The sequence below is a fragment of the Mesorhizobium qingshengii genome, assembly GCF_027563465.1.
Taxonomy (GTDB): domain Bacteria; phylum Pseudomonadota; class Alphaproteobacteria; order Rhizobiales; family Rhizobiaceae; genus Mesorhizobium; species Mesorhizobium qingshengii_A.
This window is the reverse complement of record NZ_JAPFQA010000002.1, coordinates 849,296-869,255: the sequence shown is the minus strand read 5'-3', so window position 1 is coordinate 869,255 and position 19,960 is coordinate 849,296. Positions and strand designations below refer to the sequence as shown.

Here is a 19,960-nt window from a genome sequence, read left to right as displayed (position 1 = left end):
GGCGGCTAGTGCCGGCCGCAATATGCAGGACGTCAGGATCGTTGTCTCACGGCATTCACGCCGGCAGCGCGATCTGCTCGCTGGAACCATAAGGGATGTGCGGCAGCGCATTCGCGGCAATGCAGGACGATCTGGCTTCGGGCGCCCGATCGTCATTTCACGCCTGGGGCGCTAGCTCGTTTCCATGAAACGACGGACCGCGCTAGCCAGCCTTGCCTGCCCTGACCAGGTCCTGGGCGATGGACAGCTGCAGCGCTTCGGCCAGTTCGCGCGCGGCGCGATTCTCGGCGTCGATCTGCGCCCGGTACGAGGCGAATTCCTGGCGCGGCCTGTCGAAGGACGAAGTGATCGACCGCTTGCCGGATGCGATCGCCGCCCCGGTCTTCGCATCGTGCAGCAAGTAGCTGCCGGTCAGTGTCACGGAACCGGCGGTCGGCTCGTCCTGATCGGTTCCAACCTGTACAAGTGCCGAGGATTCGACGGCTTCGGTCACACTGAGATCAAGCGAATAGGCGGGCGAGGCTGGTTCGCCGGCGCCGCGTCCAAATCCGAAGATCAAATTGTTGCGCACCTGCTGGGCGTACCGCGTCTTGACCGGCTCGATGCCGATCGACGCCAACTCGGCATTGGCGCTGGTGTTCGAGCCGGCGGACAGCGGCGCGTTCGAATAGAGCGGCCGCACCGTGCAGGCCGAGACCAGCGCAAGCGAGCCGATCAGGCCGGCAAGCGCGATGTGGCGCAGCACACGGCTCACGTCTGTCTTCTCCGGATCAGGCAACGACATTGACGATCCTCTGCGGCACGATGATCACCTTGCGCGGTGCCTTACCTTCGAGCGCTTTCTGCACGAAGTCGAGAGCCAAGACCGCTTTTTCGACCGCACCTTGGTCCGCGTCGCGGGCAATTGTCAAATCCCCCCGCTTCTTGCCGTTGACCTGGACCGGATAGGTGACTTCGTTGTCGATGACCAGCGCCGGATCGAAGACAGGCCATGGCCGTTCAGCGACCAGATCGGTGCCACCAAGCGTTTCCCAGCACTCCTCGGCCAGGTGCGGCATGACCGGCGCGATGAGGTGCACGAGGATCTCGACGGCCTCGCGGCAGGCGCCCTGCAGCGCCGGATCGGCCTTGCCTTCCGCCACCTCGTTGAGCGGCGCGGTCAGCGCGTTGGCCAGTTCGTAGATGCGGGCGATGGCGCGGTTGAAGGCGAGCTTCTCGATATCCTCGCCGACCGCCTTCAGGATCTTGTGCGCCGCCTTCGAGACCACTCCGGCTTCGCCGGCGCCAGCGGCCCCGGGCTTGATGCCTGCCAGCGTTTCGGCCGCCGTCGACACCAGGCGCCAGATGCGCTGGATGAAGCGATGCGCGCCGGCGGCGCCATCGTCGGTCCACTCGACGTCGCGCTCGGGCGGCGAATCCGACAGCATGAACCAGCGCGCGGTGTCGGCGCCGTAGCCGTCGGTGATGTCTTCCGGGCTCACCGTGTTCTTCTTCGATTTCGACATCTTCTCGAGCGGGCCGATGGTGACGGCCTCGCCGGTGGCGATGTCGAAGGCGCGGCGTTCGCCGTCGACGCCTTCCAGGCGCACCTCGGTTGGCGCCAGCCAGCGGCCATTCGATGCCGATCCGACGCGGTAGGTTTCGTGCACCACCATGCCTTGCGTGAACAGGCCCTTGAACGGCTCGGCCAGATCGACATGGCCTGTCTCGCGCATGGCGCGGGTAAAGAAGCGCGAATAGAGCAGGTGCAGGATCGCATGCTCGATGCCGCCAATATACTGGTCGACCGGCAGCCACTCGTTCGCCGCCTTGGGATCGGTCGGCTCATGCGCCCAGGGTGCCGTGAAGCGGGCGAAGTACCATGACGAATCGACGAACGTGTCCATCGTGTCGGTTTCGCGCCGCGCATCCTTGCCGCATTGCGGGCATTTGACGTGCCGCCAGGTCGGATGGCGGTCGAGCGGATTGCCGGGCCGGTCGAACTCGACATCGTCGGGCAGCCTGACCGGCAGGTCGGCCTTCGGCACCGGCACCACGCCGCAATCCTCGCAATGGATCATCGGGATCGGGCAGCCCCAGTAGCGCTGGCGCGAAATGCCCCAGTCTCGCAGGCGGAAATTCACCTTGCGCTCGGCCATCGGCCGGTTGCCGATGGTCTGCTGTTCCAGGAGCTTCGCCACCTCGTCAAAGGCGCGGTCCGGCTTCATGCCGTCGAGGAAGCGCGAATTGATCATCGCGCCGTCGCCGACATAGGCCTCTTCGGTGATCTGGAACGTCTTCACGTCGGCGCCTTCAGGCATCACCACCGGGATCACCGGCAGGCCGTATTTGTTGGCGAAGTCAAGGTCGCGCTGGTCGCCCGACGGGCAGCCGAAGATGGCGCCTGTGCCGTATTCCATCAGCACGAAATTGGCGACATAGACGGGCAGCGTCCAGCTGTCGTCGAACGGATGGACGACGCGGATGCCGGTGTCGAAACCCTTCTTCTCGGCAGTCTCCAGGGCTGCCACCGAAGTGCCCATGTGGCGGACTTCCTCGATGAATTTCGCCAGCGCCGGATTGGTCTCGGCGGCCTTCCTGGCCAAGGGATGATCGGCGGCGACAGCCATGAAGGAGGCGCCGAAGATGGTGTCGGGCCGCGTCGTGTAGACTTCCAGCTCATGCTCACCGGCGATCGGGGCGGCCAGCGGCCAGCGGATCAGCAGGCCTTCCGAACGGCCGATCCAGTTCTGCTGCATCAGCTTCACTTTTTCGGGCCATTCGTCGAGGCCGTCGAGCGAATCCAGCAGGTCCTGCGCATAGTCGGTGATCTTGAAGAACCACTGCGTCAGTTCGCGCTGTTCGACCAGCGCGCCCGAGCGCCAGCCACGCCCGTCGATGACCTGCTCGTTGGCGAGCACGGTCATGTCCTCCGGGTCCCAGTTGACCTTGGAGGATTTGCGCGTCACCAGCCCCTTCTCGACGAAATCGAGGAACAGCATCTGCTGGCGGTGGTAATAGTCGACGTCGCATGTGGCGAATTCGCGCGCCCAATCCAGCGACAGGCCCATGACCTTGAGCTGCTCGCGCATGGTGGCGATGTTCTGGTAGGTCCATTCCTTGGGATGGACCTTGTTCTGCATCGCCGCGTTCTCGGCCGGCATGCCGAAGGCGTCCCAGCCCATCGGGTGCAGCACGTTGAAACCCTTGGCCCGCTTGTAGCGCGCCACCACGTCGCCCATCGTATAGTTGCGCGTATGGCCGATATGGATGCGCCCCGACGGATAGGGGAACATCTCCAGCACGTAGTATTTTGGACGTGGATCGTCGTTGTTCGCTTCGAACAGCTTTTTGGCGTCCCAGGCCTTCTGCCATTTGGGCTCTGACGCGCGCGGATTGTATCGTTCGGTTGCCATGGGACGTTTTTCACTTAAAAGCATGCGGACTGCGGGCGACGGCTCGGCAGTTCATTGGATATGGTCCGGGTGTTCACCATGGTTTGGCAAACCCGTCAACCATATGGCTATCGCGTCGGTTAAAAACGCCGGCCAAAAACAGCAGGATTTGCATATGGGCGACGCCGTTCAGCAGTTTTTCGCGGTCAAGGCGAAGATCGCCGCCGCCGAGCGCGAGGCTGGTCGCGAAGCCGGCGCGGTGACACTGGTCGCGGTCTCCAAGACCTTCGATGCAGCCGACATAAGCCCGGTCATCGAGGCCGGCCAGCGCGTCTTCGGCGAAAACCGCGTGCAGGAGGCGCAGGGCAAATGGCCTGATCTGAAGCAGGCATTCCCGGATATCGAGTTGCACCTGATTGGCCCGCTGCAATCGAACAAGGCGAAAGAGGCGGTGGCGCTGTTCGACGTCATCGAGACGGTCGATCGCGAGAAGATCGCCGCCGAACTCGCCAAGGAGATCGCCCGGCAAGGCCGCGCGCCAGAACTGTATGTCCAGGTCAACACCGGCTCCGAACCGCAAAAGGCCGGCATCGAGCCACGCGACGCCGTGGCCTTCGTCGCCCGCTGCCGCGATATCCATGGCCTCGCCATCGAAGGCCTGATGTGCATCCCGCCGGCTGATGAAAACCCCGGCCCCCACTTCGCCTTGCTGGAGAAGCTCGGCAAGGAAGCCGGCGTCGCGAAACTGTCGATGGGCATGTCGGGCGACTACGAGACGGCGATCGCCTTTGGCGCCACCAGTGTCAGGGTCGGTTCGGCGATTTTCGGCAGCCGCTGATACGCCACCGGCTTTGGACCAGTCCGGCAAGTCCGTTGCGCCAAATGTTGAAACGAAACGTAGCGTTCCTATTTGCTTTGTGCCATCCACAAGTCTCCTGGAGCCTTCACCATGCGTTACAACCAGCTTGGAAATACGGGGATGTTCGTCTCCGAACTCTGCCTCGGCACCATGACTTTCGGCGCCGCCGGCGAAAATGCCCAATGGGGCCTGATCGCCAGCCTCGACCAGAAGGGCGTCAACGAGATCGTTGCCCGCTCGCTCGCCGCCGGTGTCAATTTCTTCGATACCGCCGATGTCTACTCCTTTGGCGAGTCCGAGCGGCTGCTCGGCCAGTCGCTCAGGGATCTCGGCATCGACAGACGGAACGTGGTCATCGCCACCAAGGTCCATGGCGCCATGGGCGACGGCCCGAACCAGCGCGGCTCCTCGCGCGGCCACATCATGGATTCGGTCGACGCCAGCCTTGAACGGCTGCAGCTCGACCATATCGATCTCTATCAACTGCACGGCACCGACATCGTGACGCCGATCGACGAGACGCTGCGGGCGCTGGACGACTTGGTCGCCAGCGGCAAGGTCCGCTATGTCGGCGTCTCCAACTGGGCGGCATGGCGCATCGCCAAGGCGCTCGGGATCGCCGAACGCAAGGGGTTCGCCCGCTTCGAGACCGTCCAGTCCTACTATTCGATCGCCGGGCGTGACCTCGAACGCGAGATCGTGCCGCTGCTCAACGAGGAAAAGCTCGGCCTGATGGTGTGGTCGCCGATGGCCGGCGGCCTGCTGTCGGGCAAATACGGCCCCGGCGCGCCGGGCAATGGCGAGGGCCGCCGCGCCAGCTTCAACTTCCCGCCGGTCAACGAGGACCGTGCCTGGGCGGCCGTCGCCGTCATGCGCGAGATCGCCAGAAAGCATGATGTGAGCGTTGCCACGGTGGCGCTCGGCTATGTGCTGGCCAAACCTTTCGTGATGAGCGTCATCATCGGCGCCCGCCGCATGGAGCAGCTCGAACAGAACCTTGCCGCCACTGAAGTGAAGCTCGACGCGGACGATCTCGCCAAACTCGACGAGGTCAGTGCACTGCCGTCCGAATATCCCGGCTGGATGCTGGAACGCCAGGCAGCGGGGCGGCGCCCGGCGCCGTTCACGCCGAAGGCATAGCGCCCTGCCAATGACGACCATACCGGGAGCCCGTCGGCTCCCGGTATCTCAGGTCAGCCGCACGCTCTCGCCAAGAAAATCGAGAAAGGCACGTACCCGCGCCGGCAGGTGAGGGCCCTGGCCGACATAGACGGCGTGGGTAACCTCCTCGTCGCCCGGATTGAACGCCTCCAGCAGCGGGACCAGCCGGCCGGCCGCGATATCGGCCGCCACATGCCAGCGCGCCAGCCGGGCGATGCCCACGCCGGCCAACGTCATCAGCCGCATCGCTTCGCCGTCGCTGACAAGCGCATTGCCCGTGATCGGAACCATGATGGCAATGCCGGCCGCGTCGAGAAACGGCCAGCCATCGAGATGCCGTACGAAACCGAAGCCCATGCGGTTATGCTTGTCGAGATCCGCCGGTGTCCGTGGCGTGCCATGCGCCTCGAGGTATGAGGGCGCGGCAACGACCACCACCGGGCTTTGCCCGAGCTTGCGCGCCACCAGTCGTGATTCGCCAAGCGGCCCGGCACGAATGGCGACATCGGCGCGCTCGGCCATCAGGTCGATGACACTGTCGGTCAGCACCAGATCGACCGAGATTTCCCTGTAGCGTTCGAGGAAGCGCGGCAGAAGCGGGATCAGCCGGTGCACGCCGAATGGCACGTAGGTGTTGACGCGCAGCCGCCCGCGCGGCGCCGCGCCCGCCGCCGCCTCGCGCTCGGCCGCGGCCATGTCGGCAAGGATGCGCAGGCCGCTTTCATAGAACGCGGTGCCTTCCGGCGTCAGCTGCAGGCGACGTGTCGAGCGGCTGACCAGCCGTGCGCCAAGCCTGGCCTCCAGCCGCGCGATCAGCTTGCTGACCGCCGATGGCGTCATGCGCAGCGCGCGCGCCGCGGCGGAAAAGCTGCCCGCCTCGACGACGCGCACGAACACTTCGATCTCGCCGGAGCGGTTGATGTCGGGCCTCGCCATCTGTGAATCTATTTCACGGAAAATGTGCCCATTGCAAGTCTGGTTCACAGTGCACGGCGGCACGATCTTCCGGGTCGGGGCGCGGGTTTGCACAAGGCGCTCTTCGTCGTCGAAGTGGAAACCGCCATGCCTCTAGCTCTCTACGCCCTCGCCGCCGGTGCCTTCGGCATCGGCGTCACCGAATTCGTCATCATGGGTCTGCTGCTTGATGTCAGCAAGGATCTCGGCGTCTCGATCTCGGCCGCCGGCCAGCTCATTTCGGGCTATGCGCTCGGCGTCGTCATCGGCGCGCCCTTGTTGACCATCGCCACCGGCAACTGGCCACGCAAGACCGTGCTTCTGGCGCTGATGGCGATCTTCACGCTTGGCAATCTCGCCTGTGCGCTGGCCCCCGACTACTGGACGCTGATGGGCGCCCGCGTCATCACCGCCTTTGCCCATGGCACCTTCTTCGGCGTCGGCTCTGTCGTCGCCACTGGACTGGTGGCGCCCAACAAGAAGGCCTCGGCGATCGCCCTGATGTTCACCGGCCTGACCATCGCCAACATCCTCGGCGTGCCCTTCGGCACCTGGCTCGGCCAGGCCTTCGGCTGGCGGGCGACCTTCTGGGCGGTCACCGTGGTCGGCCTGGCGGCCTTCGCCGTCATCTTGGCTCTGGTGCCGCGCAGCCGGACGGCACCTGAAAAGAGCGACCTGCGCGCCGATTTCGCCGTGCTGCGCCGCACGCCCGTCCTGCTCGGCCTCGCCACCACCGTGCTCGGTTATGCCGGCGTGTTCGCCGTCTTCACCTACATCGCCCCGTTGCTGACCGAGATCAGCGGCTTTGGGGAAGCGGCCGTGTCGCCGATCCTGCTCGTCTTCGGTGGCGGCCTCATCGCCGGCAATCTCGCCGGCGGCAAGGTCGCGGATCGCTGGCTGGTGCCGGCCGTGCTGGGCAGTCTCGTCGTGCTGGCGCTGGTGCTGGCAACCATGAGCTTCGCCATCCACAGCCAGGTCATGGCCGTCATCTATGTCGGCCTGCTGGGCGCCGCCGCCTTCGCCACCGTGGCGCCACTGCAGATGTGGGTGCTGGAAAAGGCGCAAGGTGCCGGCCAGAGCCTCGCCTCGTCCTTCAACATCGCCGCCTTCAATCTCGGCAACGCCGCCGGCGCCTGGCTTGGTGGCACGGTCATTGCCCGTGGACTCGGCCTTGGCGCGCTCCCCTGGGTCGCCGCGCTGCTGCCGCTTGCCGCACTCGCCGTGGCGGGACTGGCGCTGCGCCTCGATCGCCCTGCCACGCTCGGCACGCCTGCTTCCGTCCGGTCGTGACATCAGCCGGCAAAGCCAGACCGCTTTTCGACATCCCTTCCTTCCACATCAGCAGGAGCAGAAAATGGACTATCGACGTCTCGGCGCATCGGGCCTGAAAGTGCCGGCGCTGTCTTTCGGCGCGGGAACTTTTGGCGGCTCGGGGCCGCTGTTCGGCGCCTGGGGCAACAGCGACGCCAGGGAGGCGCGACGGCTGATCGACATCTGCCTAGAGGCCGGCGTCAACCTGTTCGACACCGCCGACGTTTATTCGAACGGCGCTTCGGAACAAGTGCTTGGCGAAGCCATCAAGGGCCGCCGCGATGCCGTGCTGATCTCGACCAAGACCTCTCTGCCGATGGGCGACGGGCCGGCCGACTACGGCTCGTCGCGATCGCGGCTGATCAGATCGGTGGAAGACGCCCTGAAGCGTCTCGGCACCGACTACATCGACCTGCTGCAGCTGCATGCCTTCGACGCCGGCACGCCGATCGAGGAGGTGCTGTCGACGCTGGACGAGCTCGTGCGCGCCGGTAAGCTGCGCTATGTCGGCGTCTCCAACTTTTCCGGCTGGCAAGTGATGAAGTCGGTTGGGCTGGCCGACAGGCACGGCTATCCGCGCTATGTCGCGCATCAGGTCTACTATTCGCTGGTCGGTCGCGACTATGAGTGGGAGCTGATGCCGCTTGGCCTCGACCAGGGCGTCGGCGCACTGGTGTGGAGCCCGCTCGGCTGGGGCCGCCTGACTGGCAAGATACGCCGCGGTCAGCCTTTGCCGGAAAGGAGCCGGCTGCATGACACGGCGAGCTTCGGCCCGCCGATCGGCGACGAGCATCTCCACCAGGTCATGGATGCCCTTGACGCGATGGCCGGGGAAACCGGCAAGACCGTGCCCCAGATCGCCATCAACTGGCTCCTGCAGCGCCCGACCGTCTCCTCGGTCATCATCGGTGCCCGCAACGAGGAGCAGCTGCGCCAGAACCTCGGCGCCGTCGGCTGGACGTTGACGCCGGAACAGATCGGTAAACTCGACGCTGCGAGCGAAGTCACCGCGCCCTACCCGTATTTCCCCTATCGCCGCCAGGAAGGTTTCGCCCGGCTCAACCCGCCGGCGGTATGATCGACGCGATAGGGTGTGTTGAGATTCAGGTCAGGCTGAGCCGAGAATGGTGGCTTCCGAGAACCGGAGCGGAGCGTACTTGAAGTACGTGAGCACCGGAAGCGCAGAAAGCCGCTATTCGCAGGCCGGCCTCACCTGAATATCGGCACGCCCTAATGAAGCACGAACTCGCCGTCGACCTTGCGCCATTCGTTTGGCGCGATCAGCTTCTGGTGCGTGTAGCTGACTGAATGCAGTGGCCCGTCGAGCCTGGCCTTCCAGAACTCGATGAACCGGATCAGCACCGGAAACTTCGGCGCCAGGTCGTAATCCTGCCAGATGAAGCTCTGCAGCAGATGCGGATGGTCGGGGAAATGATAAAGAATCTTGGCCGTGGTCAAGCCGTAGCCTTTGAGCATCAGGTCCATTTCGGAATGGTCGCGCATGGCGGTCCCCAGGTTGATTCTCCTTTCCTCCCAACGCTGGATTGTGCGCGCCGTTGCTTAACTGTCTATTGATTTTTCCTGATCAGGAGCGGGTTTTCCGCGCAAAAACATGCAGTTAGCAGCGAGCTTCGTCGAGTGCTGACAGCGCCGGAGAACGCACCTGCGGCATCCCGCCACGCGAATCCAACGTCTAATGTTGCCGTTACGGCGGAACTGGTAATAATGCCGCCGAATTCGCGGCCGCGTCGCCGTGATCCCCGCCGGCGTTTCAAGCCGGCGGTTTGGTTCGGGAGGAAAGCAAAGAAATGTCCGATGTGCATGTCCATCGCGTCCAGCCGGCGTGGAAGAAGAACGCGCTGATCGATAATGACACCTACCTGAAATGGTACGCCGACAGCGTCAAGAACCCGGACAAGTTCTGGGGCAAGCACGGCAAGCGCATCGACTGGTTCAAGCCCTACAGCAAGGTCAAGAACACCTCCTTCGACGGCAAGATCTCTATCAAATGGTTCGAGGACGGGCTGACCAACGTCTCCTATAACTGCATCGACCGGCACCTGAAGAAGCGCGGCAACCAGACCGCCATCATCTGGGAAGGCGACAACCCCTACGACGACAAGAAGATCACTTACAACGAGCTCTACGAGCATGTGTGCCGGCTCGCCAATGTGATGAAGAAGCACGGCGTCAAGAAGGGCGACCGCGTTACCATCTACATGCCGATGATCCCGGAAGCCGCCTATGCGATGCTCGCCTGCACGCGTATCGGCGCCATCCACTCGATCGTCTTCGGCGGCTTTTCGCCGGACGCATTGGCCGGCCGCATCGTCGACTGCGAATCGACCTTCGTCATCACCGCCGATGAAGGCCTGCGCGGCGGCAAGGCCATTCCGCTGAAGGAGAACACCGACAAGGCGATCGACATCGCCGCGAAGAACTTCGTCATGGTGAAGAACGTCCTCGTCGTGCGTCGCACCGGCGGCAAGGTCGGCTGGGCGCCAGGGCGCGACGTCTGGTACCACGACGAAGTCGCGACGGTGAAGGCGGAGTGCAGGCCGGAGAAGATGAAGGCGGAAGACCCGCTGTTCATCCTTTACACCTCCGGTTCGACCGGCAAGCCGAAGGGCGTGCTGCACACCACCGCCGGCTACCTCGTCTACGCGTCGATGACGCACCAATATGTCTTCGACTACCATGACGGCGACATCTACTGGTGCACCGCCGATGTCGGCTGGGTCACCGGCCACAGCTACATCGTCTACGGTCCGCTCGCCAACGGCGCCACCACGCTGATGTTCGAAGGCGTGCCGAACTACCCGTCGCAGGCCCGCTTCTGGGAAGTCATCGACAAGCACAAGGTCAACATCTTCTACACCGCGCCGACGGCGCTGCGCGCGCTGATGGGCGCAGGCGACAGCCATGTCACCAAGACCTCGCGCAAGTCGCTGCGCTTGCTGGGTTCAGTCGGCGAGCCGATCAATCCGGAAGCCTGGGAGTGGTATTTCAATGTCGTCGGCAACGGCAAGGTGCCGATCGTCGACACCTGGTGGCAGACCGAGACCGGCGGCATCCTGATCACGCCGCTGCCGGGTGCGACCGACCTCAAGGCAGGCTCGGCGACACGGCCCTTTTTCGGCGTGCAGCCGCAACTGGTCGACGGCGAAGGCAAGGTGCTGGAAGGCGCGGCCGACGGCAATCTGTGCATCACCGATTCCTGGCCTGGCCAGATGCGCACCGTCTATGGCGATCACGACCGCTTCGAGCAGACCTATTTTTCCACCTACAAGGGCAAGTACTTCACCGGTGACGGCTGCCGCCGTGACGCCGACGGCTACTACTGGATCACCGGCCGCGTCGACGACGTCATCAACGTCTCCGGCCACCGCATGGGCACGGCGGAAGTCGAATCCGCACTCGTCAGCCACGACAAGGTTTCCGAAGCCGCCGTCGTCGGTTATCCCCACGACATCAAGGGCCAGGGCATCTATTGCTACGTCACGCTGATGGCCGGAGCGCCGCACAGCGAGGAGCTGCGCAAGGAGCTTGTCGCCCATGTCCGCAAGGAGATCGGCGCCATCGCTTCACCCGACAAGATCCAGTTCGCGCCCGGCCTGCCCAAGACGCGTTCCGGCAAGATCATGCGCCGCATCCTGCGCAAGATCGCCGAGGACGATTTTGCCGCGCTTGGCGACACCTCGACGCTGGCCGATCCAGCCGTCGTCGACGACCTGATCGCCAACCGGCAGAACAAGAAGGACTGATGCGGGACGAGGTTTTGCTGGGCGCTGTCAGCGAGCTCTGGCGCTATCCGGCGAGTTCGCTTGCCGGCGAGCGCCTGGAGGCGATCTCGATCGGGGTCGAAGGCATCGCGGGCGACCGCATGTTCGGCCTGGTCGATGCCACCGACAATGAGATCGCACGGCCGGATCGCGATGCGAAATGGCATGAAGTGCCGCGCATCCGCACCCGGCTGACGCGCAACCGCGAACTCGAAGTCGCCGTTCCGGGCGGCGACTGGCTGCCAGCCCCCGGCGCCGAAAGCGATCGGTCGGTATCGGCCTATCTCGGCTTCGAAGCCTCGATCCGGCCGTTTCGCCGGGAGAACGCTGCCGCCGGCTATTCCGGCCCGCTGACGGCGGAACGCTATCGCAAGGCCCCGATCCACCTTCTGACCACGGCGTCGCTGGCGCGGCTGAAGGCGCTGCATCCGGAGGGGACCGCCGACCCGCGTCGCTTCCGACCGAACATCGTCGTCGACATGGCTCCGGTGGAGGGCTCGTTTCCGGAGACGGAATGGATCGGCCGCAAGCTCGCAATCGGCGAATTGCTGTTGACCATCTCAGAACCCTGCCGCCGCTGCGGCTTCACCATCATCGCCCAGGACGGCTTCGACCACGACCCGGCGATCCTGCGCAATCTGGTTCGCCACAACGCGCACAATCTCGGCGCCTACTGCACGGTCGATCGGCCGGCCAACGTCGCGATCGGCAACGCGATGCGCTTCCTCTAGGCTACCGATAGAGGTCGGCCCGCGTCGGCGGCAGGCCGCTCGGGCCACGCGCGCGCCTGGTGGCGACAGTCTGGAAAATCTGCGCCGATGCGCGTTCGAAGGTGATCGAACAGCCGGTCAGGTAGAGCAGCCACAGACGCGCCTTGGCCTCGCCGACCTCGGCAATCGCCTCGTCGAATTGTGCATGAAGGCGCTCGGCCCACAGCCTGCAGGTGCGCGCATAATGCTCGCGCAGATTCTCGACATCGTGGACGAGGAAGCCGTGCGCTTCGAGATTGCCGAGCGTCATGCCGATCGTGTCGAGTTCACCGCCGGGGAAGATGTATTTGATCAGCGCCTTGTATTCCGGCCCCTTGCGCAGGGTCTTCTTCATGTCGCCCTTGCTGCGCCTGGTGATGGCGTGATGCAGATAGATGCCGCCTGGCTTCAGCAGCCGGTGGACGGCGGAAAAGTAGGCGGCATGGTTGGCGAGCCCCAGATGCTCGAACATGCCGATCGACGATATCTTGTCGAACGTGCCAGTGAGCTCGGCATAGGATTTTATCTCGATGGTGATCTTGTCCTCCAGCCCCTCGGCGCGAATGCGCTCACGGGCAAGTTTCGTCTGGGCTTCAGACAGCGAGACGCCGTGGCCGGTGACGCCATAATTTTTCGCGGCATGGATCAGCATCGCTCCCCAGCCGCAGCCTATGTCGAGCAATCTTTCACCGGGCCTCAGCCGCAGCTTGCGGCAGATGTGGTCGAGCTTGTCGGCCTGCGCCTCATCGATGCCGTTGGCGAAATCCTTGAAGTAACCGCAGCTGTAGACCATGCGTTCGTCGAGGAAGAGCCGGTAGAAGGCGTTCGAGATGTCATAGTGGTGCTGGATCGCCTCCTTGCTCGATCCGCTGACGAAAGGGTTTCGTCCGGCAAGATCGACCCGCGTTGTCATCTGCTTTCTCGAAAACAGAACGGCGGGCAAGTCGCGCAGGATCGCCAGTTTCGGCAATGCCTTGAGTTTCGACCTGAGCTTGCCTTGCGAAGGCAGGGCGTAGAAATCAAACAGTGATCCGTCTTCGATATCGACCGCCTTGGAGATCCACATCTCGATCAGCGTCGAGAAGGAGGGGCGGCGAATGATCTGCCAGGCAATATCCTGGTCGTTGATGGTGAGCACCGGGCCGGTGGCGGGGCCAATCCGCTCGCCGGTCCACAGCTTGACCGCAAAGCCCGGCTTCAGCGTCTCAACGACCGTTCGGACGATCCGCGCGGCCTTGTCGGTGGCGTCCATGCTTCCTCCCGAAGCGAGTGCAACAATGTTGTCTCTTTGCCCCTGAACTGCAAGCCGGCCCGTCTGGAAAGACACACCACCCGGCTTTTTGAAGGTGACGCCTTGTCATTTTCCAAATGAGACCCCATCATCTGTGCGTGTTCAACAAATCGAAAGGAGGTGATCCGATGTCGAGTGATTTCGTTTTCCAGAACGTGGCCTCAGCGGATTGCACTTTCGGGAAGCAGTCTTCCCGTTAAGGCGCGAGATGCGCGGCGGGTGACCTCCTAGGTCGCCGCCAGGGCCGCGCCACGGACGGAAACACGGAAGGCCGCCGGCTTCGAAAGAAGCGGCGGCCTTTTCCGTTTGGACTACTTGGTCAGCGCCAGGGTTTCGATGTTACGGGCAATCGTCTGAAACGCGCTGTCCAGTTCGGCACCGTTGGCAGCCTGATAGAAATGCTTGATCGAGACGCTGTCCGCGCTGGCGCAATCCTGCAGCGTCGCCTCGGCATTTGCCTCTTCGAGATTGAAGCCGATGGTGAAGATTTCGATGCCTTTGTCACGCATGGCAGCGCAGAGCTTCTTTGCCGCCGCGCGGGTCGGTTCCTTGCCGGCGTCGTTGTAGACCTCGCCGACAGTGTTGGCGTCGAAATAGGACAGGTTGAATTCGCCATCCGTCATCAGGATCGCATATTTGGCGACTTTCTTCGGATCCATCCTGGCGGGCCGTTCCGAGGCTTTCATCACGCTGCCCCAGCTTTCCGACAGCATGTACCAGGTCCATTGCACGCCGATATGGCCGGCTGTCCCGCCCGACGCGACAAAATCCTTGATGACGTTCTTGAGTGCGCTGGCGTCGGCCGTCAACGGGACGAGTGCGGCGGCCGGGCAGGCGGCGGTCCGGGTGTTTGCGGCAAAGCTCGACAGCAGGTAGTCGCGATTGACCATGCTCGAGCCAGGACCCGCGTCCGAATACTGGTCGGCGCCCTTGCGTTCGGTGGCGCAATTGTCAGGGCGCGGCGAGGCCGAAGCAGGCTGTGCACTCGTGTTGCCGGGCGCCTGTTTGCGCTGGCTCGCTTTGGTTTCGACATAGACTGTGCTGTCGGCGAGAGCATCCGCATTGACCGAATTGGCGTAAGGCACGATGGAAACCCGCACCCTGGGCCTGGTCGGATCCTGGTTGCCCAGGAAACTGTCCACCGCATTGCTCGCCGCCGCCTTCAGATCCTTGATCTTCTGACCCGCCATCGAGCCGGTCACGTCGAGCATCATCGCCACTTCGATGGTCTTGTCCGAATAGAGCGCCGTCGTCGAGGCGGCGACGCGTTTCATGTCGCCCATGCCAAGAATCGGGAAGAACAAGGCGACATCGACATGGACGTCCGCCTGGACCGTCTTGGCGTTCTTGTCGAGCGTCAGCTTGTCCAGCACGATCTGGCCGGCCTGCAGGATGCCTGCCTGGCTGTTGGCATCGAGAAAGGCCTGCACCGATTTGTTGGCATCGGCTTCCTTGATGACGCCGGTCGTCAGATCACGCGCCGTCGAGGTCACGGCGGCGTCGACCACGCCCTGCAGGCTCGATCTGGCATTGTAGAGCTGTGATACGTTGACGGAAAAGCCAACACCCAGCGACAAGACCGACGCGGCAAGGCCGAACAGGACCGCGAAATTTCCACCGCGATGTCTGGCGAAACCGCCAACCGCGTGAACAAGACCCCCGTAATTCCGCATCCAACAGCCTCCGCATGCCTCGGCCTTATCGCCGCGGGCAGGGCAATGCAGGATTCCAGCCGGTTGACGCCGCTACGCCCCACCAGGCGAGAGGGCTCACAAGCAACGCATTGTTTTTGCTTGGTTTCGGACTGCAAGAAGGTGAACAACAGGTAAACGGAAAGCCACGGGCGCGGCGGCGTTTACGAACCGCTTACCATGATCAGACCCAGGGATCGCGGAATGCCCGATGGCGTCCCGTTGCGGCACGGGGTCTGTGTGCCGAAGCGGACCAGCTGTCCTGAAGCCGCAGGACTAAGAATATGGCGTGCGCCGGAGGCTAGGCCAGCATCCGCGCGCTGACGGTCCTGTCGACGCCGTGATAGGGCGGATTGAACAGATTGCCGTCCTGTTCGTAGGTCCACACCTTGAAGAGGTTGAGCCGGTGTTGGCCAAAGCTGTGCAGCAGCGGCACGTCGGTGGCATCGCGGCCGCGCGCGATGACGACGCGGCCGATCCTCGGCGTGTTGTGGCGGGCATCGAACGTGTACCACTTGCCGTCGAGGAACACTTCCAGCCAGGCCGAGAAATCCATCGGCGCCGGATCGACCGGCACGCCGATGTCGCCGAGATAGCCGTTCACATAGCGAGCCGGAATGTTCATGCAGCGGCACAGCGTGATCGCCAGATGAGCGAAGTCACGGCAGACCCCGACCCGCTCCTCATGCGCCTGTGCGGCCGTGCGGGTCGAGCGGGCATAGCCATAGCCGAAGGACAGGCGGTTGTGGACATAGTCGACGATCGCCTGCACCCGTGCCCAGCCGGGCGGCAGATGGCCGAACAGTTGCCAGGCGAGATTGCTGAGATGATCGGTCTCGCAATAGCGGCTGCCCAGGAGATAACCGAGCACCTCGTCGGGCAGTTCCGCCACCGGCACTTCCCTGGCCAGCGTATTGACCTCGTCCGTCTCGCCGCTGTCCTCGATTACCGCATCGTAGAGGATGCGAAAGCCGCCGGCGGGCGCCGTGAAGCGGCGGCAGCCATTGCCGTGCAGGTCATGGTAGAGCCTGGTCGGCACCGAAGGCGATGTCAGCACGCGCGTCTGCCGCTTGATGTCGGCCTGCCTGTCCTTGTGGATCTCGAGCAGGGAAATCACCGGGGTAGCCTCGGCGCATTCGATGGCGATTTCGTAGCCGAGCCGGATCAGCATCGCGGGGTCCCCTTCGATCGTCGTGGAAAACAGTTTTGCTCAAACGCGGGAGGGATGCCGTGGTTCCCCGGGTCGATTGAAAAGTCCAGTCCGCGCCTTCCCATGCCGGCGCCTTGACGTTACGGTTGGGCCTTCCCTCGACACGCCCCCCGATTCAAGGAAAACCATGTTCGCAGGCAGAAAATTCGCCGCCTTCCTCTTCGACATGGACGGCACGCTCATCAATTCCATCGCATCGGCGGAACGGGTGTGGAGCGATTGGGCGCGGCGGCAGGGCCTGGACGTTGCCGCCTTCCTGCCGACGATCCATGGCGTGCGGGCGATCGAGACGATTGCCGGCCTGGCCCTCCCGGGAGTCGATCCGGCATATGAAGCCGATCTGCTGCTGAAGGCCGAAGCCGCCGATCTGGATGGCATTGTGCAGATCGCCGGCGCCGCGGCGTTTCTCAATTCGCTGCCGCCTGAGCGCTGGGCGATCGTGACTTCAGCGCCACGCGAGCTGGCGCTGTTGCGCATGGTGGCTGCCGGCATTCCCGTCCCTTCCGTCCTCGTCGCGGCGGAAGATGTTTCCCGTGGCAAGCCGGCGCCCGATTGCTTCCGGCTCGGCGCGAACCGGCTCGGCTTCGATGCACGTGATTGCCTCGTATTCGAGGATGCTCCAGCCGGCATAGCGGCTGCAGAGGCGGCGGAGGCCGCGGTTATGGTGATCAACGCCACGCACCAGCATCCGCAGTCCACGCAACATGCAGCGATCGCTGGTTACGACATGATCGGCATCACCATCGACGAGCGTGGCTGGATCGCGCTGGAGCCGCAGCGCAGCGCCGCCTAGACCAGGCGCTAGAAATCGCTGGTCAATCCCTTGACCTCCCAGTCGCCGTAGCGGCCGGGTTCCTTGCCGCCACGGCCGCCGATTTCCTTCGGCATCGCGGCTTCCTTCTGGCGATAGTCTTGCCGCCGTGCCTCGGCCTCGGCCAGCGCGCGGCGCGCGGCCGGCGTCAGCATTTTTTGCGGCGCGTCGCCACCTTGGCCGGCAGGCGTTTTACTGGTTTCGTCGTTCATGCGATATTTCCGGCGGATTGAAACGGGACCTGGCGTTTCCCATCATATAGCGATGAACCCGCACCGATCGACCCCTTTTTGCCGCCCTCTGGATAGGAGCAGACGATGAACACACTTCGCACCGCCATGCTTCTTGCCGCGATGACCGCGCTGTTCATGGGTGTCGGTTTCCTGATCGGCGGATCGGGCGGCATGATGATCGCCCTGGTGATCGCCGCCGGCACCAATCTGTTCAGCTACTGGAACGCCGACAAGATGGTGCTGTCGATGAACCGCGCTGTCGAGGTCGACGAAAGAAACGCGCCCGAATACCACGCGATCGTCCAGGGCCTCGCCGAGCGTGCCGGTCTGCCGATGCCGAAGACCTATCTGATCGACAATGCGCAGCCGAACGCTTTCGCCACCGGACGCAACCCACAGAATGCGGCGGTCGCGGCCTCCACCGGCCTTTTGCAGGCACTGACGCATGAGGAAGTCGCCGCGGTGATGGCGCATGAACTCGCACACGTCCAGCACCGAGACACGCTGACCATGACGATCGTGGCGACCTTTGCCGGTGCCATCTCGATGCTCGGCAATTTCGCCTTCTTCCTCGGCGGCAATCGCGACAACAACAACCCGTTCGGCTTTGTCGGCGTGTTGGCGGCGATGATCGTGGCGCCCTTTGCCGCCATGGTCGTGCAGATGGCGGTCAGCCGTACCCGCGAATACGAAGCCGACCGGCGCGGCGCCGAAATCTGTGGACACCCGCTCTGGCTGGCGTCCGCGCTTGACAAGATCGCCCGTGGCGCTGAACGCATTCCCAACCCCGATGCCGAGCGCAACCCGGCAATGGCCCACCTCTTCATCATCAATCCTCTCTCCGGCGAGCGCATGGACAGTCTGTTCTCCACCCACCCGAGCACCGAGAACCGCATCGCCGCCCTTCAGGCGATGGCGCGGCAGATGGCCGGCGGCGACGCCCAGGCCGCCCCGCGCCAGGCCCCGACGCCACGGCAGGCGGACGAACAGCGGCCTTCAGGCCCGTGGGACCAGGCCGCGCGGCCGGAACAGCCGGCGGACCCGGCCAAGCCGAAACCCAACCCGTGGGGCCGGAACCCGACCGGGCCCAAGGGCCGGTGGTCGTGAACGTGGCGGACAGGGCACCTCGGCGCACGGTTTCAGGCGATCAGGAACACAATGGAGGTGGCGAATTCGTCGCCGGCCTCGCCGCCCGCAAGGCGGCGGCGCGCCTGCTTGCCGCCGTCATCGATGCCAGGACGCCGCTTGACGGGCTGACCGATCACGAAAACGGCCATCCGCAATACAAGGCGCTCGACATGCGCGACCGTGGCCTGGTCCGCGCCATCCTGGTCACCGCGCTGCGCTATCGCATGACCATCACGGGGCTGCTGGCGCGGCGCCTGGAAAAGCCGCTGCCGCCCAACGCCACCGCCCTGTCGCACATATTGCATGTCGCGGCGGCGCAGATCCTGTTCCTCGACATTCCCGACAGCGCCGCCGTCGACCTGGCCGTGACCCACGCCAAGTCCGATCCGCGCACCGTGCGCTTCTCCGGCCTGGTCAACGGCGTGCTGCGCACGCTGGCCCGCGCCAAGGAAACCGAGCTGCCGGCCGCGCTTGCCGCCACCGACGAAGCCCCGAAATGGTTTTCCGACCGGCTGAAGGCCGCCTACGGCATGGAGAAGGCGAGGCAGATTCTCGCCGCGCACCGGCACGAGGCGCCTGTCGACTTCTCGGTCAAGGCCGATCCCCAACTCTGGGCCGAACAGCTCGGCGGCATCGTCCTGCCGACCGGTACGGTGCGAGTGGAGAAGCTTGCTGGTCCCGTCACCGAATTGCCGGGCTTTGCCGAAGGTGCCTGGTGGGTTCAGGATGCGGCGGCCAGCCTTCCGGCAAGGCTGTTCGGCGATGTCAGGGGCCTGCGCGTCGCCGATCTCTGCGCCGCCCCCGGCGGCAAGACCGCGCAATTGATTCTCGCGGGCGCCAAGGTCACCGCGGTCGACACTTCGAAGAACCGGCTGGCCCGGTTGGCGCAGAATCTCGACCGCCTCGGCCTGTCCGCCGACATCGTCCAGGCCGATCTGCTCAAATACCAGCCGGAAGAGCTGTTCGACGCCGTTCTCCTCGACGCTCCCTGCTCGTCGACCGGCACGGTGCGGCGGCATCCCGACGTGCCATGGACCAAGACGGCGGCCGATGTCGAAAAGCTCGCGGACCTGCAACGCAGGCTGCTCGCCCGCGCCGTCACCCTCGTCAGGCCCGGCGGCAGGATCGTCTTTTCCAACTGTTCGCTCGACCCGCTCGAGGGCGAAGACCTGCATCGCGCCTTCCTCAAGGCGACGGCGGCGGTCGTCGACGATCCGCTGCGGCAAGGCGAGATTGCCGGGATCGACCCGTTCCTGACGCCGCAAGGCACGCTGCGCACGACGCCCGCCGATCTCGACCTCGGCGCGCCGGAACGCTCGGGGCTAGATGGCTTCTTCGCCGCCCGCATGCGTCGAACATCCTAGAGCAATTCCAGGAAAAGTGTGAAACGGTTTTCCGTCCGGAAT

General features: G+C 64.2%; 17 protein-coding genes. 9 read left to right on the top strand and 8 right to left on the bottom strand.

Translation table 11 applies throughout. The annotated features are described in order from the left end of the window. Positions 1-202: 202 nt before the first annotated feature. Both OOJ09_RS08875 and leuS read right to left on the bottom strand, forming a co-directional pair. Positions 203-784: an LPS assembly lipoprotein LptE gene (locus OOJ09_RS08875; RefSeq protein WP_269904822.1), complete on the bottom strand. Its 582-nt coding sequence runs from the start codon at positions 782-784 to the stop codon at positions 203-205. After that, a complete protein-coding gene (gene leuS / locus OOJ09_RS08870; protein WP_269904821.1) occupies positions 771-3,395 on the bottom strand; it encodes a leucine--tRNA ligase in 2,625 nt (874 codons plus the stop codon). The genes OOJ09_RS08875 and leuS overlap by 14 nt, the downstream gene beginning before the upstream one ends. A gap of 154 nt (positions 3,396-3,549) precedes the next feature. Here leuS and OOJ09_RS08865 point away from each other — a divergent pair, with 154 nt between their 5' ends. After that, positions 3,550-4,212 carry a YggS family pyridoxal phosphate-dependent enzyme gene (locus OOJ09_RS08865; protein ID WP_269904820.1) on the top strand — a complete coding sequence of 221 codons (663 nt, stop codon included), beginning with the start codon at positions 3,550-3,552 and terminating at the stop codon, positions 4,210-4,212. Positions 4,213-4,323: 111 nt separating this feature from the next. After that, the gene (locus OOJ09_RS08860) at positions 4,324-5,373 is read left to right on the top strand and encodes an aldo/keto reductase (RefSeq protein WP_269904819.1); all 1,050 of its coding nucleotides are present in this window, start codon (positions 4,324-4,326) and stop codon (positions 5,371-5,373) included. Positions 5,374-5,421: 48 nt separating this feature from the next. Here the strand turns inward: OOJ09_RS08860 and OOJ09_RS08855 are convergent, their stop codons facing one another. Then, the gene (locus tag OOJ09_RS08855; protein ID WP_269904818.1) at positions 5,422-6,330 is read right to left on the bottom strand and encodes a LysR family transcriptional regulator; all 909 of its coding nucleotides are present in this window, start codon (positions 6,328-6,330) and stop codon (positions 5,422-5,424) included. Positions 6,331-6,456: 126 nt separating this feature from the next. Between OOJ09_RS08855 and OOJ09_RS08850 the strand changes: the two genes are divergently transcribed. Together OOJ09_RS08850 and OOJ09_RS08845 are read left to right on the top strand one after the other, a co-directional pair. Next, positions 6,457-7,638, top strand: a complete 1,182-nt coding sequence (locus OOJ09_RS08850; protein ID WP_269904817.1) for an MFS transporter — start codon at positions 6,457-6,459, stop codon at positions 7,636-7,638. 64 nt (positions 7,639-7,702) lie between these two features. After that, positions 7,703-8,737, top strand: coding sequence for an aldo/keto reductase (locus OOJ09_RS08845; RefSeq protein WP_269904816.1), 1,035 nt, complete (start codon positions 7,703-7,705; stop codon positions 8,735-8,737). 152 nt (positions 8,738-8,889) lie between these two features. On the opposite strand, the gene OOJ09_RS08840 is transcribed toward OOJ09_RS08845, so the two are convergent. Further along, positions 8,890-9,162, bottom strand: coding sequence for an usg protein (locus OOJ09_RS08840; RefSeq protein ID WP_091576148.1), 273 nt, complete (start codon positions 9,160-9,162; stop codon positions 8,890-8,892). A gap of 305 nt (positions 9,163-9,467) precedes the next feature. Between OOJ09_RS08840 and acs the strand changes: the two genes are divergently transcribed. Together acs and OOJ09_RS08830 are read left to right on the top strand one after the other, a co-directional pair. Then, on the top strand, positions 9,468-11,423 hold the full coding sequence (acs, locus tag OOJ09_RS08835; RefSeq protein WP_269904815.1) for an acetate--CoA ligase: 1,956 nt from the start codon (positions 9,468-9,470) through the stop codon (positions 11,421-11,423). Further along, positions 11,423-12,172: an MOSC domain-containing protein gene (locus OOJ09_RS08830; protein WP_269904814.1), complete on the top strand. Its 750-nt coding sequence runs from the start codon at positions 11,423-11,425 to the stop codon at positions 12,170-12,172. Before acs ends, OOJ09_RS08830 begins: the two co-directional genes overlap by 1 nt. Position 12,173: 1 nt before the next feature. Here the strand turns inward: OOJ09_RS08830 and OOJ09_RS08825 are convergent, their stop codons facing one another. The 3 genes from OOJ09_RS08825 to OOJ09_RS08815 form a co-directional block, all read right to left on the bottom strand. Next, the gene (locus tag OOJ09_RS08825) at positions 12,174-13,442 is read right to left on the bottom strand and encodes an SAM-dependent methyltransferase (RefSeq protein WP_269904813.1); all 1,269 of its coding nucleotides are present in this window, start codon (positions 13,440-13,442) and stop codon (positions 12,174-12,176) included. Positions 13,443-13,792: 350 nt separating this feature from the next. Further along, on the bottom strand, positions 13,793-15,154 hold the full coding sequence (locus OOJ09_RS08820) for a pilus assembly protein (RefSeq protein ID WP_269904812.1): 1,362 nt from the start codon (positions 15,152-15,154) through the stop codon (positions 13,793-13,795). Positions 15,155-15,473: 319 nt separating this feature from the next. Further along, entirely contained in the window at positions 15,474-16,343 is an 870-nt protein-coding gene (locus OOJ09_RS08815) for a transglutaminase-like domain-containing protein (RefSeq protein ID WP_269904811.1), read from the bottom strand. 166 nt (positions 16,344-16,509) lie between these two features. Here OOJ09_RS08815 and OOJ09_RS08810 point away from each other — a divergent pair, with 166 nt between their 5' ends. Then, entirely contained in the window at positions 16,510-17,175 is a 666-nt protein-coding gene (locus OOJ09_RS08810; protein WP_269904810.1) for an HAD-IA family hydrolase, read from the top strand. Between the two features lie 8 nt (positions 17,176-17,183). Here the strand turns inward: OOJ09_RS08810 and OOJ09_RS08805 are convergent, their stop codons facing one another. Then, complete coding sequence (locus tag OOJ09_RS08805; protein WP_269904809.1) at positions 17,184-17,405, bottom strand: DUF1674 domain-containing protein; 222 nt, start codon at positions 17,403-17,405, stop codon at positions 17,184-17,186. A gap of 105 nt (positions 17,406-17,510) precedes the next feature. On the opposite strand from OOJ09_RS08805, the gene htpX reads away from it, so the two are divergent. Both htpX and OOJ09_RS08795 read left to right on the top strand, forming a co-directional pair. Next, a complete protein-coding gene (gene htpX / locus OOJ09_RS08800; protein WP_269904808.1) occupies positions 17,511-18,533 on the top strand; it encodes a zinc metalloprotease HtpX in 1,023 nt (340 codons plus the stop codon). Further along, positions 18,530-19,918 carry an RsmB/NOP family class I SAM-dependent RNA methyltransferase gene (locus OOJ09_RS08795; protein WP_269904807.1) on the top strand — a complete coding sequence of 463 codons (1,389 nt, stop codon included), beginning with the start codon at positions 18,530-18,532 and terminating at the stop codon, positions 19,916-19,918. The genes htpX and OOJ09_RS08795 overlap by 4 nt, the downstream gene beginning before the upstream one ends. Positions 19,919-19,960 lie beyond the last annotated feature (42 nt).